Origin of the sequence: Bradyrhizobium diazoefficiens, from assembly GCF_016616885.1 — a bacterium.
GTDB classification, from domain to species: domain Bacteria; phylum Pseudomonadota; class Alphaproteobacteria; order Rhizobiales; family Xanthobacteraceae; genus Bradyrhizobium; species Bradyrhizobium diazoefficiens_F.
Map to the genome: position 1 here is coordinate 3,240,505 of NZ_CP067102.1, position 13,724 is coordinate 3,254,228.

Annotated in this window: 16 protein-coding genes; 10 read left to right on the forward strand and 6 right to left on the reverse strand. The window is 64.3% G+C overall.

The annotated features are described in order from the left end of the window. Positions 1-30 precede the first annotated feature (30 nt). The 9 genes from flgB (at position 31) to JJC00_RS14760 (ending at position 8,428) form a co-directional block, all read left to right on the forward strand. Entirely contained in the window at positions 31-435 is a 405-nt protein-coding gene (flgB, locus tag JJC00_RS14720; RefSeq protein WP_200473259.1) for a flagellar basal body rod protein FlgB, read from the forward strand. A 15-nt stretch (positions 436-450) separates the two neighbouring features. Further along, positions 451-876 carry a flagellar basal body rod protein FlgC gene (gene flgC / locus JJC00_RS14725; RefSeq protein ID WP_200473260.1) on the forward strand — a complete coding sequence of 142 codons (426 nt, stop codon included), beginning with the start codon at positions 451-453 and terminating at the stop codon, positions 874-876. A gap of 16 nt (positions 877-892) precedes the next feature. Then, positions 893-1,201: a flagellar hook-basal body complex protein FliE gene (gene fliE / locus JJC00_RS14730; RefSeq protein WP_200473261.1), complete on the forward strand. Its 309-nt coding sequence runs from the start codon at positions 893-895 to the stop codon at positions 1,199-1,201. A gap of 168 nt (positions 1,202-1,369) precedes the next feature. Continuing rightward, a complete protein-coding gene (gene fliQ, locus JJC00_RS14735; protein WP_027534765.1) occupies positions 1,370-1,633 on the forward strand; it encodes a flagellar biosynthesis protein FliQ in 264 nt (87 codons plus the stop codon). A gap of 17 nt (positions 1,634-1,650) precedes the next feature. Further along, the gene (fliR, locus tag JJC00_RS14740; RefSeq protein ID WP_200473262.1) at positions 1,651-2,421 is read left to right on the forward strand and encodes a flagellar biosynthetic protein FliR; all 771 of its coding nucleotides are present in this window, start codon (positions 1,651-1,653) and stop codon (positions 2,419-2,421) included. 9 nt (positions 2,422-2,430) lie between these two features. Next, complete coding sequence (flhB, locus tag JJC00_RS14745; protein WP_200473263.1) at positions 2,431-3,510, forward strand: flagellar biosynthesis protein FlhB; 1,080 nt, start codon at positions 2,431-2,433, stop codon at positions 3,508-3,510. A 153-nt stretch (positions 3,511-3,663) separates the two neighbouring features. Next, on the forward strand, positions 3,664-6,243 hold the full coding sequence (gene cckA, locus JJC00_RS14750) for a cell cycle histidine kinase CckA (protein ID WP_200473264.1): 2,580 nt from the start codon (positions 3,664-3,666) through the stop codon (positions 6,241-6,243). A 320-nt stretch (positions 6,244-6,563) separates the two neighbouring features. Continuing rightward, positions 6,564-7,562: a Tim44 domain-containing protein gene (locus tag JJC00_RS14755; RefSeq protein ID WP_200473265.1), complete on the forward strand. Its 999-nt coding sequence runs from the start codon at positions 6,564-6,566 to the stop codon at positions 7,560-7,562. A 158-nt stretch (positions 7,563-7,720) separates the two neighbouring features. Continuing rightward, positions 7,721-8,428 carry a glutathione S-transferase gene (locus JJC00_RS14760; RefSeq protein WP_200473266.1) on the forward strand — a complete coding sequence of 236 codons (708 nt, stop codon included), beginning with the start codon at positions 7,721-7,723 and terminating at the stop codon, positions 8,426-8,428. A gap of 1 nt (position 8,429) precedes the next feature. On the opposite strand, the gene JJC00_RS14765 is transcribed toward JJC00_RS14760, so the two are convergent. The 3 genes from JJC00_RS14765 to JJC00_RS14775 form a co-directional block, all read right to left on the reverse strand. Then, on the reverse strand, positions 8,430-9,098 hold the full coding sequence (locus tag JJC00_RS14765; RefSeq protein WP_200473267.1) for a methyltransferase family protein: 669 nt from the start codon (positions 9,096-9,098) through the stop codon (positions 8,430-8,432). 116 nt (positions 9,099-9,214) lie between these two features. Then, positions 9,215-9,388, reverse strand: a complete 174-nt coding sequence (locus JJC00_RS14770) for a hypothetical protein (RefSeq protein WP_200473268.1) — start codon at positions 9,386-9,388, stop codon at positions 9,215-9,217. Positions 9,389-9,497: 109 nt separating this feature from the next. Then, entirely contained in the window at positions 9,498-9,977 is a 480-nt protein-coding gene (locus JJC00_RS14775) for a hypothetical protein (RefSeq protein WP_200473269.1), read from the reverse strand. A 249-nt stretch (positions 9,978-10,226) separates the two neighbouring features. Between JJC00_RS14775 and JJC00_RS14780 the strand changes: the two genes are divergently transcribed. Further along, positions 10,227-11,897, forward strand: a complete 1,671-nt coding sequence (locus tag JJC00_RS14780; protein WP_200473270.1) for a fumarate hydratase — start codon at positions 10,227-10,229, stop codon at positions 11,895-11,897. Positions 11,898-12,035: 138 nt separating this feature from the next. Here the strand turns inward: JJC00_RS14780 and JJC00_RS14785 are convergent, their stop codons facing one another. From JJC00_RS14785 to JJC00_RS14795, 3 genes are all read right to left on the reverse strand, one after another. Then, a complete protein-coding gene (locus tag JJC00_RS14785; RefSeq protein WP_200473271.1) occupies positions 12,036-12,332 on the reverse strand; it encodes a hypothetical protein in 297 nt (98 codons plus the stop codon). A 192-nt stretch (positions 12,333-12,524) separates the two neighbouring features. Then, positions 12,525-13,079, reverse strand: a complete 555-nt coding sequence (locus JJC00_RS14790) for an inner membrane-spanning protein YciB (protein ID WP_200473272.1) — start codon at positions 13,077-13,079, stop codon at positions 12,525-12,527. A gap of 13 nt (positions 13,080-13,092) precedes the next feature. Beyond that, a complete protein-coding gene (locus tag JJC00_RS14795; protein WP_200473273.1) occupies positions 13,093-13,668 on the reverse strand; it encodes a hypothetical protein in 576 nt (191 codons plus the stop codon). Positions 13,669-13,724 lie beyond the last annotated feature (56 nt).

Here is a 13,724-nt window from a genome sequence, read left to right on the forward strand (position 1 = left end):
GGTCCGCAAGAGGCGCAAGGAGCCGCAACGATGTCCATCAACGATCTTCCGGTGCTGTCGGCGCTTCGCACCAAGATGCAGTGGCACCAGGAACGCCAGCGCGTCCTGTCCGAGAACGTCTCCAATTCCGACACCCCCAATTTCCGGCCGCGCGAGCTGGTCGAGCCGAAATTCGACAAGACCGGCGCGCCCGCGGGCTCGATGGGGCCGCTGGCCATGGCCGTCACCAGCACCTCGCACATGACGCCATCGGGCGCGGCCTCGAGCTTCGACCAGAACAGGAATGCGGGCTTCGAGACCCGTCCTGCGGGCAACGCCGTCAATCTCGAAGAGGAGATGATGAAGTCCGCCAACAACCAGATGGATTATGCGGCGGTCACCTCGCTCTATTCGAAGAGCCTGCATCTTCTGAAGACCGCGATCGGCAAGGGCTAGAGCTGGAGGTAAATCATGGCGAATGACAGCAGCGACTTTGCCCGCTCGATGGCGATCGCGACCTCCGGGTTGCGGGCGCAGGCCGGGCGGATGCGGGTGATCTCGGAAAACATCGCGAATGCGGATTCGACTGCGTCGACCTCAGGCGGCGATCCCTATCGGCGCAAGGTGCCGACGTTCTCCTCGGCGCTCGATCGCACGCTCGATGCGCAGGTCGTCACGCTCGGCAAGATCAAGCCCGACCAGTCCAACTTCCGCGTCAAATACGAGCCGAGCAGTCCGGCGGCGGATGCCACCGGCAACGTCAAATATCCCAACGTGAATTCGGTGGTCGAGATGACCGACATGCGCGATGCGCAGCGGTCCTACGAGGCCAATGTCAACATCATCAGTGCAACGCGCCGGATGATCCAGCGCACGCTCGACATCCTCAAGAGCTGAACAGGACAACTAAGCCATGGCAACACCGACAATCGCGGCCAATGCTTATGCCAACCTTGCCCGCGTGCTGGAAAACACCGGTGCCGGCAAGGGCAGCGAGGCGAGCGGGCAGTCCTTTGCCTCGCTGCTGAAAGACGCCGTTGGCAGCGTCATGGAATCCGGCCGCAAATCGGACGCGCAGACCGTTGCGATGGCCTCCGGCAAGGCCAACGTCATGGATGTGGTGACGGCGGTCGCCGACACTGACGTTGCCGTGTCCACGCTGGTCTCGGTCCGCGACCGCGTGATCGCGGCGTACGAAGACATCATGAAGATGCCGATCTGATTTCGGTGCTCGTCCCACCGTCATTGCGAGCGAAGCGAAGCAATCCAGAATCCTTCCGCGGGCGGCAGCCTGGATTGCTTCGCTTCGCTCGCAATGACGGGGGGGTAGGCCTTCGTGTCGCCTGGGATGGCGGTGGGGAGGCGAGGAAATGAACAAAGGAAGCTTGCAATGACCGGACCCGAGACCCTCGACGTCGCCCGCGATGCGATCTGGACCATCGTCATCGTGTCCTCGCCGCTGATGGTGGTCGGGCTCGTGGTCGGCGTGATCGTGTCGCTGTTCCAGGCGCTGACGCAGATCCAGGAGCAGACGCTGGTCTACGTGCCGAAGATCCTGGCCATCTTTGCCACGATGCTGCTGGCGCTGCCGTTCATGGCCGACGCCCTCCATTCCCACATGCTGCGGATCTCGTCGCGAATCATCGGCGGCTGAGGCACTATGCGCCCACCATGCGCATCGACGTCTCGTTGCTGCCGGCGCTTGCCGCGGCCTTCATGCTCGCCTTCGCCCGGATCGGCGCGATGGTGATGCTGCTGCCGGGGCTCGGCGAGACCAACATCCCGACGCGGGTGAAGCTGTCGATCGCGCTTGTTCTGACGCTGATCATCCTGCCGCTGCATCGCAACGCCTATCAGGTCGACATGGGCTCGCTGGCGCCGATGCTGGTGCTGATGCTGCATGAGATCGTGATCGGCATCGTGCTGGGCGCGACCGCGCGCGTGACGCTGTCGGCGCTTCAGGTCGCAGGCGCCGTGATCGCGCAGCAGATGGGACTAGGCTTCGTCACCTCGGTCGATCCGACGCAAGGGCAGCAGGGCGTTCTGGTCGGCAATTTCCTGACCATGCTGGGTGTCACGCTGCTGTTCGCCACCGACAGCCACCATCTGGTGATCGCGGCATTGAACGACAGCTACTCGATATTCGCGCCGGGCGAGACCGTATCGAGCGGCGACGTCGCCTCGCTCGCCACGCGGGCCTTCTCCGCGGCGTTCCTGCTCGGCTTGCAGCTGTCGGGGCCGTTCCTGGTGTTCGGCCTCGTCTTCAATATCGGGCTTGGCGTGCTGGCGCGGCTGATGCCGCAGATGCAGGTCTATTTCGTCGGCGTGCCGCTATCGATCTTCGCGGGCTTCATGGTGCTGGCCGTGGTGCTCACGGCGATGATGGGCACTTACCTCGATTACTTCATCGGTGTCATGCACCAGATGATGCCGTTGAAATAAGAGGGGTCGATGGCGGACGACAACGATCCAGAAAGTCAAACAGAAGACCCGACGCAAAAACGTCTCGAAGAGGCGCTTGAACGCGGCGACGTCGCCAAAAGCCAGGAGATCAACACCTGGTTCATGATCGCGGGTGGCACGCTCGTGGTCTCGACCTTTTCCGGCTCGGTCGGCAGCGGGCTGCTGACGCCGATGCGCAATCTGCTGGCCAATTCCTGGATGATCAAAACCGACCCCGGGAACCTGCTCGCGCTGATGCAGCAGGTCGAGGTCGCGGTGTTCGCGGCGGTCGGCGTGCCCTTGCTGATGCTGGTGCTGGCGGCGATTGCCGGCAACATGCTCCAGCACCGGCTGGTGTGGTCGGCCGAATCTCTTACGCCCAAATTCAGCAAGCTCTCGCCGGCTGCGGGTTTCAAGCGGATCTTCGGCAAGCAGGCCGGGGCGAATTTTCTCAAGGGCATCGGCAAGCTCGTCGTGCTCGGCGCGGTCATGACCACGATCCTGTGGCCGGAACGGCACCGCATGGAGGCGATGGTCAAGCTCGATCCGATGGCCATGCTGGGCGCCTCCACCAGCCTGACCGTCCATCTGCTCGGCGCAGTGGTCGCCGCGCTCGCGATCATCGCCATTGGCGACTATTTCTTCCAATATCGCAGCTGGTTCCAGCGGCAGAAGATGTCGCTCCAGGAGATCAAGGAAGAGTTCAAGCAGTCCGAAGGCGACCCGCACATCAAGGGCAAGCTCAGGCAGTTGCGCCAGCAGCGCTCCAAGAAGCGCATGATGGCTGCGGTTCCCAAGGCCTCGGTGATCATCACCAACCCGACCCACTATTCGGTGGCGCTGTCCTACGAGCGCGGCATGTCGGCGCCGATCTGCGTCGCCAAGGGCGTCGACAACCTCGCTTTCAAGATCCGGGAGATCGCCCGCGAGCACGACATCCCGATCGTCGAGAACGTGCCGCTGGCCCGTGCGCTGTACGCGACCGCCGAAATCGACAAGGAAATCCCTGTCGAGCACTACCATGCGGTCGCCGAAGTCATCGGCTACGTCATCCGGCTGAAGCGCGGTTTTAGCGCCGCGCGGCAATAAAACCCCCGAAAGTACCGGAAATGGCGGTAAACTGGGAATCAGCGTAGGTTTCGCCCCTGCCGCCCTTGCGTCCGCGGGTCCGATTCAGGCAGGGAGGACCCCACGTGCCCCGTGGCGCGTTGATTCTCTGCCGACAGGCCATGCCAGCGTGAAATGACTGCCGAGACCGACCACGACCTGTCACGCGAGCCCGTTGCGGCGCATGAGCCGTCGCCGCGCTCGGGCAGCATTGCGCTGGTGCTGCTGGTGGCCACCGGCCTCGTCGCGGTCGCCGTCGGGCTGATGACGCTCGGGCGCGCGCAGGCGCAGCCCTATATCCTCGGCATCCTCGCCGTGCTGGCGATGATCGGCCTGTTCAATCTGTTCGCCTTCGCCGCCGGCATCATCCGCTTCGTCGACCGCAATCTCGACGATCCCGTGATGGGGCGTATCGCCGATCACGCCTTCGACGGCCTCGCGGTGACCGATCCGCGCGGCCATGTGGTCTATTCCAACGCGGCCTATCTGACGCTGACCGGCGCTTCCGGCCCGCAGGATGTGCGACCGGTCGAGCGCGTCTTCATCGGCAACCCGGACGTCTCGGAAGCCGTGTTCCGCCTGCTCAAGGCGGCGCGCGAGGGCAAGAGGCAGCAGGAAGAGGTGCGCATTTCCGGCCAGGACGGCAGCCACGGACGCTGGCTGCGCATGCGCGTGCGTCCGCTCGGCACCGGAAAGCGCGAGGCCAAATATGCGGTGTGGTCGATTGCCGACATCACCCGCGACCGCGAGCGCCAGGAGGACGTGTTCCAGGAGCTGCAGCACGCGATCGAATATCTCGATCACGCCCCGTGCGGCTTTTTCTCAGTCAATCCCGTTGGCGAGCTCGCATATGTCAACGCGACGCTGGCGAACTGGCTCGACTATGATCTTGCCGAGATCGGCTCGGGTGGGCTGAAGCTTGCCGACATCGTTTCGGGCGACGGCGCTTCGCTGCTGAGCTCGATCGTTGCGGTGCCGGGCGAGGTGAAGACGGAAGTCTTCGACATCGATTTCCGCATGCGCACCGGCAAGACCATGCCGGTCCGGCTCTATCACAAGCTCGCCTTCGGTGCCGACGGCGCGCCGGGGCCGTCGCGCACGCTCGTCATCAGCCGGGCCCGCGACGAGCGCAGCGATCCCGATCGCGCAGCCGAAGTGCGCTTCATGCGCTTCTTCGACCACACGCCGATGGCGATCGCCACGGTCGACCGCGGCGGCAACGTGGTGCGGGCGAACGCGCGCTACGCCAAGCTCGCGCAAGGCCTCGGGCTCGATAGCGCCAGCAAGTCGATCTTCCGCGCGGTCAATGCGCGCGATCGTCATCTGCTGATCGCGGCGATCAACCAGGCCGCCGAAAACCAGGCCGACATCGCGCCGGTCGAGGTGGCGCTGGAGGGTACTAGGGACCGCTGGGGCCAGTTCTTCGTCACGCCGGTCGATGCGGCTGAGAACGATGCTGAAGCCGCGATCGTCCACATGCTCGAAACCACCGAGCGGCGCGCGCTGGAGAACCAGATCAACCAGTCGCAGAAGATGGAGACGGTCGGCCAGCTCGCCGGCGGCATCGCTCACGACTTCAACAACGTGCTCTCCGCCATCATGATGGCGAACGACTTCCTGCTGAACGCGCACAAGCCGACGGATCCGTCGTTCCAGGACATCATGCAGATCAAGCAGAACGCCACGCGTGCCGCGACACTGGTGCGGCAGCTGCTCGCTTTCTCGCGGCGGCAGACGCTGCGGCCGCAGGTGCTCGATCTCGGCGATGCGTTGTCGGATCTCACCATGCTGCTGCGCCGACTGATCGGCGAGAAGGTCAAGCTCGACCTGATCCACGGCCGCGATCTCTGGCCGGTCAAGGTCGACGTCTCCCAGTTCGAGCAGGTCATCGTCAATCTCGCGGTGAACGCGCGCGACGCCATGCCCGACGGCGGCAAGCTGATCATTCGTACCGCCAATGTCGCGACCGACGAGGCGGGCAAGCTCGCCTACAAGGGCATGCCGGCGGCGGACTACGTGCGGATCGAGGTCGCCGACACAGGCACCGGCATCCCCGCCGACATCCGCGACAAGATCTTTGAGCCGTTCTTCTCGACCAAGGAAGTCGGCAAGGGAACCGGCCTCGGGCTGTCCACCGTCTACGGCATCGTCAAGCAGACCGGCGGCTTCATCTACGTCGATTCCGAGCCGGGGCAGGGCACCTCGTTCCATATCTTCCTGCCGCGCCATCACGCCGAGTCCGAGGTGCACGTCGAGCAGCCCGCGGCGAGCGCGACGAATGGCGCTGCGAAGGAAGCTGCGCCTGCAACGGCGGAGGCCAAGGCTCGTACCGATCTCACCGGGCGGGGCACCATCCTGCTGGTCGAGGACGAAGAGGGCCTGCGCGCGCTGAACGCCCGCGGCCTGCGCTCGCGCGGCTACACCGTGGTCGAGGCCGAGAACGGCGTCGAGGCGATGGAGGTGCTCGAAGAGCAAAGCGGCGGGATCGATCTCGTCGTCTCCGACGTCGTGATGCCGGAGATGGACGGCCCGACGCTGCTCAAGGCGATGCGGGAGAAGAACCCAGACATCCGCTTCATCTTCGTCTCCGGCTATGCCGAGGACGCCTTCGAGAAGAGCCTGCCCGAGGGACAGCAGTTCGACTTCCTGCCAAAACCGTTCACGCTCAGCCAGCTCGTGGCGGCGGTGAAGGAGACGATGACGAAGCAGGGGTGAGGCTCTGCCGTCGTCCTGGCGGAAAGCCAGGACCCATACCGCGTGATCTCTCGATTGCGCGTGCCGCCAATCCCGAACGACCAGTTTTCGCCAAACCGCTCCCTTGGGGTAATGGGTCCTGGCCCTTCGCCAGGACGACGTCGTGGAGATATCGCGTCTAAATCACCGGTAACCCGCGACCTTAGTTCCCGCCCCGCATCCGACCAAACCCCCGGCAAATATGGGCTTTTGCCACATCCCCGCGACTGAGGGCCGCAGCCGGGGGAGCCGAAACCGGCTTCCCTTTTGGTAAAGGCTGCCCATCTTACTGGCACGTCCCCATGCCGGGGATTTGGGAAACGAACATGAATTTCTCGCAATGGTCCCGCACTCTCGTGAAGACGATTGCCGTCGTTCTGGCGCTCGCGCTGCCGACGGCGTTGGCGATCTCGTCGGCTGACGCCCGCGTCGGCGGCGGCGTCTCGTCGGGTTCGCGCGGTTCGCGGACCTTCTCGGCCCCGCCGTCGACCACGACCGCGCCGGGCTCGACTTCGCAGTTCAACCGCACCTACAGCCAGCCGGGCGCCGGCATGAACACGGCTGCGCCCGCGCGCGGCGGCCTGTTCGGCCGTGGCGGCGGCTTCCTGGGTGGTCTTGCGGCCGGCTTCCTCGGCGCTGGCCTTCTGGGCATGCTGTTCGGCGGTGGCCTGTTCGGCGGCCTCGGCGGGCTCTCGTCGATCCTGGGTCTGATCATCCAGATCGTGCTCGTCGTGTTCGTGGTGCGGCTGGCGATGTCCTGGTGGCAGCGCCGCAACGCGCCGCAGGCGGCCTATGCCGGCGCTGACGCCGGCGCCGGTCCGGGACCGCAGACCAGCTATCGCAGCGGCCTCGGCAGTGGTCTTGGCGGCGGCTTCGGCTTCGGCGCCAACAATGCGCCGCTCGAGATCAAGCCTGATGACTACGAAGCATTCGAGCGTCTGCTCGGCGACATCCAGGCCGCCTGGTCGAACGAGGATGTTGCAAAACTGCACACGCTCGCGACGCCGGAAATGGTCTCTTATTTCGAGAGGGATCTCGCAGAGAACCGCGCGCGCAATGCCGTCAACAAGGTGACCAATGTCAAGCTGCTGCAGGGCGACCTCGCGGAAGCCTGGCGCGAAGGTGAGACCGACTACGCGACGGTGGCATTGCGCTTCGCACTCATCGACAAGACGGTCGACCGCAACACCGGCGCGATCGTCGCCGGCAGCGAGCAGCCGGGCGAAGTCACCGAAGTCTGGACGTTTGCCCGCCGCCCCGGCAGCCCCTGGGAATTGTCGGCGATCCAGCAGACCAACTGATCGCGCGCGATCGGAGACATCAAGGCGTCGTGCTTCTTGCACGGCGCCTTTTTCTTTTGGGACCCGGCTCTCTCGGCCCGTCATTGCGCCGCGCTGACGGAACCTTCGGCTGCATGCTACATTGGTTCCGTCGCTTCCACGCTCACGGACCCCCTCCCATGAAATACGAGCTCTACTACTGGCCCGAGATCCAGGGCCGCGGCGAATATGTGCGGCTGGCGCTGGAGGAGGCGGGGGCGGCTTACGACGACGTCGCACGTGGCCCGCGTGGCTCGGGCGCGATGATGAAGATGATGGAGGCCCACAAGGGCACGCCGCCCTTTGCGCCGCCGTTCCTGAAGGCCGGCAAGCTCGTCATCGGCCAGACCGCCAACATCCTGCTCTATCTCGGCGCCCGTCACGCCCTCGCGCCGAAGACCGAAGCCGGAAAACTCTGGGTGCACCAGCTTCAACTGACGATCACCGACTTTGTGGTCGAGATCCACGACACCCATCATCCGCTCGGACCTTCGATGTACTACGAAGACCAGAAGCCGCCGGCGAAGAAGCGCAGCGCCGATTTCTGGGACGAGCGCGTGCCGAAATATCTCGGCTATTTCGAGCAGTCGCTCGACGACAATGGCGGCGCCTATGTCACCGGCCGGCGCCTGACTTACGTCGACCTCTCGCTGTTCCAGATCGTCGATGGCCTGCGCTACGCCTTTCCGAAGCGCATGAAGGCGTTCGAGAAAAACATCCCCGGTCTCGTTGGGTTGCACGACCGCATCGCGGCGCGGCCGAACATCAAGGCCTATCTCGCAAGCGAGCGCCGCATTCCCTTCAACGAGCAGGGCGTCTTCCGCCGCTACAAAGAGCTCGACGTGTGAATCACCACAGTCCCGGCAGCAGGCGGTAGCGCACCCGCGCTGCATAGTCGGCATAGCCGGGCAGGCCTGCGATGAGCGTGCGCTCCTCGATGTGGATGCGGACCGCAAGCAGCACGAGGAAGAGCGGCGCAATCGCCAATCCCCACGTTGATCCGAGGATCAGCGGCACGCTGGCGAAGAACAGGATCATGCCGCTGTACATGGGATGCCGGACATAGGCGTACGGCCCGGTCGAGATCACGCGCTGCGCGGCCTGCAGCTTCACCACGGGTGCTGCGAACGAATTCTCGCGAAACACCCACAGCGTGAACAGTGTCGAGGCGAGGAACAGCACGAGACCGAGCACCTGCCATGCGACGTTCATGTGTGACGCAAGATGGCGCCGGTCGAGCCCCATCGCGACGAGCCAGCCCAGCATCGCCACGACGAACACGATCATGAAGATCTTGTCCGCGGCCGGTTGATCTCGCTGCAGAACAGGACGCAGACGTTCGGCCAGAAGCGCCGGGTCGATCCGGTAGAGCCACCAGCCGCAGAGCGGGCCGAGCAGAACGGAGGTGACGAGAAACGCCCATGCGCCCGGCCAATGCAACGTGCCGGCGGCGGCGAACAGCAGCGCGCCCATCCCGGCGGTGAGAACCGTGTTCTGCAACAGCAGGCGTGCGATCATGCACAGCTCCCTGAGTAGCCGCGCACGATAATGGTCCCGCTATCCGGCGAAGATGCGGCCGGACGTGCGAAAGGCCCGGTCAACCGGACCGGGCGATCCATCGCAGGCAGGCCGGATCAGGCGAGCTGATCGATCCGCGTGCCCTGGCCCGGCGGCAGCGGCGCGGGCGGCGTCGGCTGATAGGCCGGGTCGTTGTCCTTGGCCCTGGTCTGGTCGTCCGGCTGCTTGGTCGTGTCGTAGCTCGGGACCACGATCGTTACAGGCGGCGGCGCAACGCTGGAAACGCTCATCCACAAATCCTCACAGATTGAAACAATTGATCCTGCCCCGGAGCGGACGAAAGCTCCGTCAAGCCAATCGTTAAAATGCGAGGGATTTGACCTCTTCATCGTGCCCGGCCTACTCGTCCTTCGGCCGCGTGATCGCGATCGCGGCGTCCGTCTTGGTGCGCGTGCATTCCATGTTGAGGCGCTTGTAGCGCATCGCCACCTTGTCGCCGCGCAAGAGGCCCATGCGCTTGAGGCAGCGCGTCGCGCCGGTCGTGGTGTCGTCCTTCGTTACCGTGAAGATGATCGCGGCCGCGGAGGCGACCAGATCATAGAAGTGCGGCGTCGGCTTGCGGTCGCCCTTGGCATAGAGCTCGTTGGAATAGTTTTGTCCCTGCGCGCGGCAGCCGAGCGACAGCTCCTTCGCCGCCGGGTGGGTGAGGTAGATGATGTTGCTGGCCTTGAAGTTGACCTTCAGCCCGTCGATGCCGCCAGCGAGCTGTTTTGCGATGTCATCGCACTGGTCCGCGCGCGCCGGCGCGGCGAGGGTGACAAGGCCGGTGATGGCGGCGGCGACAACAATCGCGCCGCGGACGTGCAGTTTGAAATTCATGATCAAAAGCCCCTTGAGCGCGCGCATTCAACCGTCGCTGCGCGCGAAGCGCAAGGGGTGCAACCCGGCTTGGCTGGGCACAACCATAGCCAACCGCTGATCGAAGGAGGGGGACCGGAAAATGGCCGCCATGGCACCGAATCGGGATGCCCCGGCCGCGCCAGAACGCCTTCCCTTTGCGGCAAAAATGCTTAGAACGCTTCTATGCTTAGAGGCCCGCGAGGGCTCCAAAACCCCGAGATACGCCCCATGAACGCTCCCACCGCCTTCCCCGATGCCTCAAAACCCGTTCCGCCCTACAAGCACACCCCACTATTCCCACTGGGCAAGGACGAGACGCCCTACAAGAAGATCACGGCCGAGGGTATCAGGGTCGAGAAGGTCTTGGGCAAGGACATGCTGGTGGTGTCGCGCGAGGCGCTGCGGGCGCTGTCGGAAGCGGCTTTCGGCGACATCAACCATTATCTGCGCCCCGGCCATCTGAAGCAGCTTCGCGCGATCCTGGAGGACGGCGAGGCGAGCCCGAACGACAAGTTCGTCGCGCTCGACTTCCTCAAGAACGCCAACATCGCGGCCGGCGGCGTGCTGCCGATGTGCCAGGACACCGGCACCGCGATCATCATGGGCAAGAAGGGCTGCAACGTCATCACCGACGGTGACGACGAGGCCGCGCTGTCGGAAGGCGCGCGCGATGCGTATCTCCGTCGCAATCTGCGCTACTCGCAGGTCGCGCCGCTCTCGATGTACGAGGAGAAGAACACCGCCAACAACATGCCGGCGCAGTGCGAGATCTACGCCGAGGGCGGCTCTTCAGAAGTAGATTCGGCCTATAAGTTCATGTTCATGGCGAAGGGCGGCGGCTCCGCCAACAAGAGCTTTCTGTTCCAGGCCACGCCCTCGGTGCTGACCAAGGACCGGCTGCTTGCCTTCCTGAAAGAGAAGATACTGACGCTGGGCACCGCGGCGTGCCCGCCTTATCACCTTGCCATCGTGATCGGCGGCACCTCGGCCGAGCTCTGCATGAAAACGGTGAAGCTGGCTTCCGCCCGTTATCTCGATGCGCTGCCGACCCATGGCTCGCCTGACGGCAACGCCTTCCGCGACGTCGAGATGGAGAAGGAAATCCACAAGATGACGCAGTCGCTCGGCGTCGGCGCGCAGTTCGGCGGAAAGTATTTCTGCCACGACGTGCGCGTGATCCGCATGCCGCGTCACGGTGCCTCGCTGCCGATCGGGCTTGGCGTATCCTGCTCGGCCGACCGCCAGGTGCTCGGCAAGATCACCAAGGACGGCGTCTATCTCGAGGAGCTCGAGCACAACCCGGCGCAGTATCTGCCTGAGGTGGAGGAGTCGCTCGGCGGCGAGGTCGTCAAGATCGATCTCAACCAGCCGATGAAGGACATTCTGGCGACGTTCTCGAAGTACCCGACCAAGACGCGGGTCTCGATGACCGGCACCATGATCGTCGCGCGCGACAGCGCGCATGCCAAGCTGCGCGAGCGGCTGGACAAGGGCGAGCCGCTGCCGGACTATTTCAAGAACCATCCGGTCTACTACGCTGGCCCGGCCAAGACGCCCGAAGGCTACGCCTCCGGCGCATTCGGCCCGACCACTGCGGGCCGCATGGATTCTTTCGTCGACCAGTTCCAGGCCGCCGGTGGCTCGATGGTGATGGTGGCCAAGGGCAACCGCGCGCCTGCGGTGCGTGAGGCTTGCAAGAAATATGGCGGCTTCTATCTCGGCTCGATCGGCGGTGCGGCTGCGAACCTCGCCGAGCACTGCATCAAGAAGGTCGAGGTGCTCGAATATCCCGAGCTCGGCATGGAAGCGATCTGGCGCATTGAAGTCGTCGACTTTCCCGCGTTCATCATCATCGATGACAAGGGCAATGATTTCTTCAAGGAGTTGAATCTGGGTTGAGGCATGCTCCGATGTCGTCATTCCGGGGCGCGCGTAGCGCGAACCCGGAATCCAGCGGGCCTCAGTCTGTGCAGAAGAATAGATTCCGGGCCTGCGTGCTTCGCACGCATCCCGGAATGACAGTGAGGCGGAGCGGCCTCAAGCCCTTACGCCGTTGAACGGGAAGCTGCCCATCGGGCCGATGCCCATTTCGCCGCTCATGCTGTCGCCGGAAATCGTTCCGATGAACTCGAGCGTCAACGGCATCGGATTGGTGATCGAGACCTTCCAGTTGACGGCGTCGCCGCTGACGGTGCCGTCGAAAATCTCGGCGGTGTTGCCCTCCGCGCCCTGCGTGCCCGTCAGTGCGCCGCCCGCTTGCTTCAGGCTCAGCGTCGCCTGGCGCTCGCCCATCGGGGTCGTCATGGTCAGATTCCAGTTGCCGTCCACGGCCATTCGCGTCTCCCGAACAATGTCCCGGCGGGCTGCGATGATCCGCAACCCATCCTGGGCCGAGCCTATAGCGCAACTTGAAGCCGCTGCCTAACCTGTCGATCAGGGCATACGAGCATGATCCGGAAAAGTGTGCAGCGGTTTTCCGATAAGATCATGCTCAAACAACAACCTAAAGCGCGATCATATCGCGCTTTAGGCGCGGGCGGCAGCGCGCCGCCGGCTGGTGGCGACGAGCCTGAACAGCACGTATTGCACGGCAAAGGCGAGGGCCTTGGCGCCGCCCGCGACCGCCGAAATGTAGAACGCCCACAGCTTCAGATCGCCGGTGGCGGCGACCGCGATGGTGCCGGCGCCGAGAACGAACATCAGCGCGGCCCAGGCATAGCCCGCAGCGGTGACGTATTCAGGCGCGGTCTCGGCCACGAGCGGCGGCATGTAGCGCAGCATCCAGCCGCGCTTGAGCATGATCGCGCCGATCGCGAAATGCGCGATCGCAGGCTTGGCCAGCATGAAGCGGGGATCGTTGGTCAGCAGTGTGACCGTACCGAGCACGATGACGAGCGCGACGCTCGCATAGGTCATGTAGCCGAGCTCGCGCCCCTTGATGCGGGCGTAGATCACCTGCGCGATCGCGCCGGCAATCGCGACCGACGTCGCCAGGATGACGTTGTCGGTGACGAGATAGATCACCAGGAAGACGATGGCAGACAGGAAGTCGGAGGCGAGGCGGGCGAATACGTCCTTCATTGTCGGTCCTGTCTCACTGGGCTTCGGGCAGCGCGCCGGCGGGCGCACCATACTTGATCCGGTGATGTTCTGGATACCACTTGGTGAAATAGATCGCGCTGTTGCGGGTGGCGAAGGCGACCGCGAGGCCGAGCCAGACCGGCAGGCCCGGGAAGTAGAGCAGCACGATGTTGGCGGCCATCATCAGCAGAGTGGCCACGGTCCATGCGCCGGTGATGACATAGTTGGCGGTGAGGAAGCCGGGCATCGCCGCAGTTTCGGCCGGCACGGATTCGACCGCGTATTGCAGCGTGAAGGGCCGGCGCGCGATCATCGAGCCAAGCGAGATGATGAAGATGCCGATATCGACCGAGAGCTTGACGCCGAGGCTGCCGAGCTTCGGATCGAACAGCGCGAGGGTGAGGCCGAGGCCAGCGAACAGGATCGCCGAGCCCGTTGCCAGGATCTTCACCGAGCGGCCGCGGGCCACGTCGATCGCGATCGTGGCGAAGCAGATCGCGGAGGCCGCGAACACGCTGACCGTGGCCGAGGTCATGAGCATCAGGAAGGTGTAGACGCCATAGGGGGCAAGGATCAGGAAGATCGTCATGGACGCCTCGGTCGAGCCAATCTTTACGATGTCAAGATTGATAGTGGAGGGCCGGC

Excerpts from the sequence above, each read along its gene's own strand:
- flgB (WP_200473259.1), top strand. The coding sequence starts at position 31 with ATGTCCATCAACGATCTTCCGGTGCTGTCGGCGCTTCGCACCAAGATG.
- JJC00_RS14755 (WP_200473265.1), top strand. The coding sequence starts at position 6,564 with ATGCCGGGGATTTGGGAAACGAACATGAATTTCTCGCAATGGTCCCGC.
- JJC00_RS14765 (WP_200473267.1), bottom strand. The coding sequence starts at position 9,098 with ATGATCGCACGCCTGCTGTTGCAGAACACGGTTCTCACCGCCGGGATG.
- flhB (WP_200473263.1), top strand. The coding sequence starts at position 2,431 with ATGGCGGACGACAACGATCCAGAAAGTCAAACAGAAGACCCGACGCAA.
- fliR (WP_200473262.1), top strand. The coding sequence starts at position 1,651 with ATGCGCATCGACGTCTCGTTGCTGCCGGCGCTTGCCGCGGCCTTCATG.
- JJC00_RS14760 (WP_200473266.1), top strand. The coding sequence starts at position 7,721 with ATGAAATACGAGCTCTACTACTGGCCCGAGATCCAGGGCCGCGGCGAA.
- JJC00_RS14790 (WP_200473272.1), bottom strand. The coding sequence starts at position 13,079 with ATGAAGGACGTATTCGCCCGCCTCGCCTCCGACTTCCTGTCTGCCATC.
- fliE (WP_200473261.1), top strand. The coding sequence starts at position 893 with ATGGCAACACCGACAATCGCGGCCAATGCTTATGCCAACCTTGCCCGC.
- JJC00_RS14795 (WP_200473273.1), bottom strand. The coding sequence starts at position 13,668 with ATGACGATCTTCCTGATCCTTGCCCCCTATGGCGTCTACACCTTCCTG.
- flgC (WP_200473260.1), top strand. The coding sequence starts at position 451 with ATGGCGAATGACAGCAGCGACTTTGCCCGCTCGATGGCGATCGCGACC.
- JJC00_RS14775 (WP_200473269.1), bottom strand. The coding sequence starts at position 9,977 with ATGAATTTCAAACTGCACGTCCGCGGCGCGATTGTTGTCGCCGCCGCC.
- JJC00_RS14770 (WP_200473268.1), bottom strand. The coding sequence starts at position 9,388 with ATGAGCGTTTCCAGCGTTGCGCCGCCGCCTGTAACGATCGTGGTCCCG.
- fliQ (WP_027534765.1), top strand. The coding sequence starts at position 1,370 with ATGACCGGACCCGAGACCCTCGACGTCGCCCGCGATGCGATCTGGACC.
- cckA (WP_200473264.1), top strand. The coding sequence starts at position 3,664 with ATGACTGCCGAGACCGACCACGACCTGTCACGCGAGCCCGTTGCGGCG.
- JJC00_RS14780 (WP_200473270.1), top strand. The coding sequence starts at position 10,227 with ATGAACGCTCCCACCGCCTTCCCCGATGCCTCAAAACCCGTTCCGCCC.
- JJC00_RS14785 (WP_200473271.1), bottom strand. The coding sequence starts at position 12,332 with ATGGCCGTGGACGGCAACTGGAATCTGACCATGACGACCCCGATGGGC.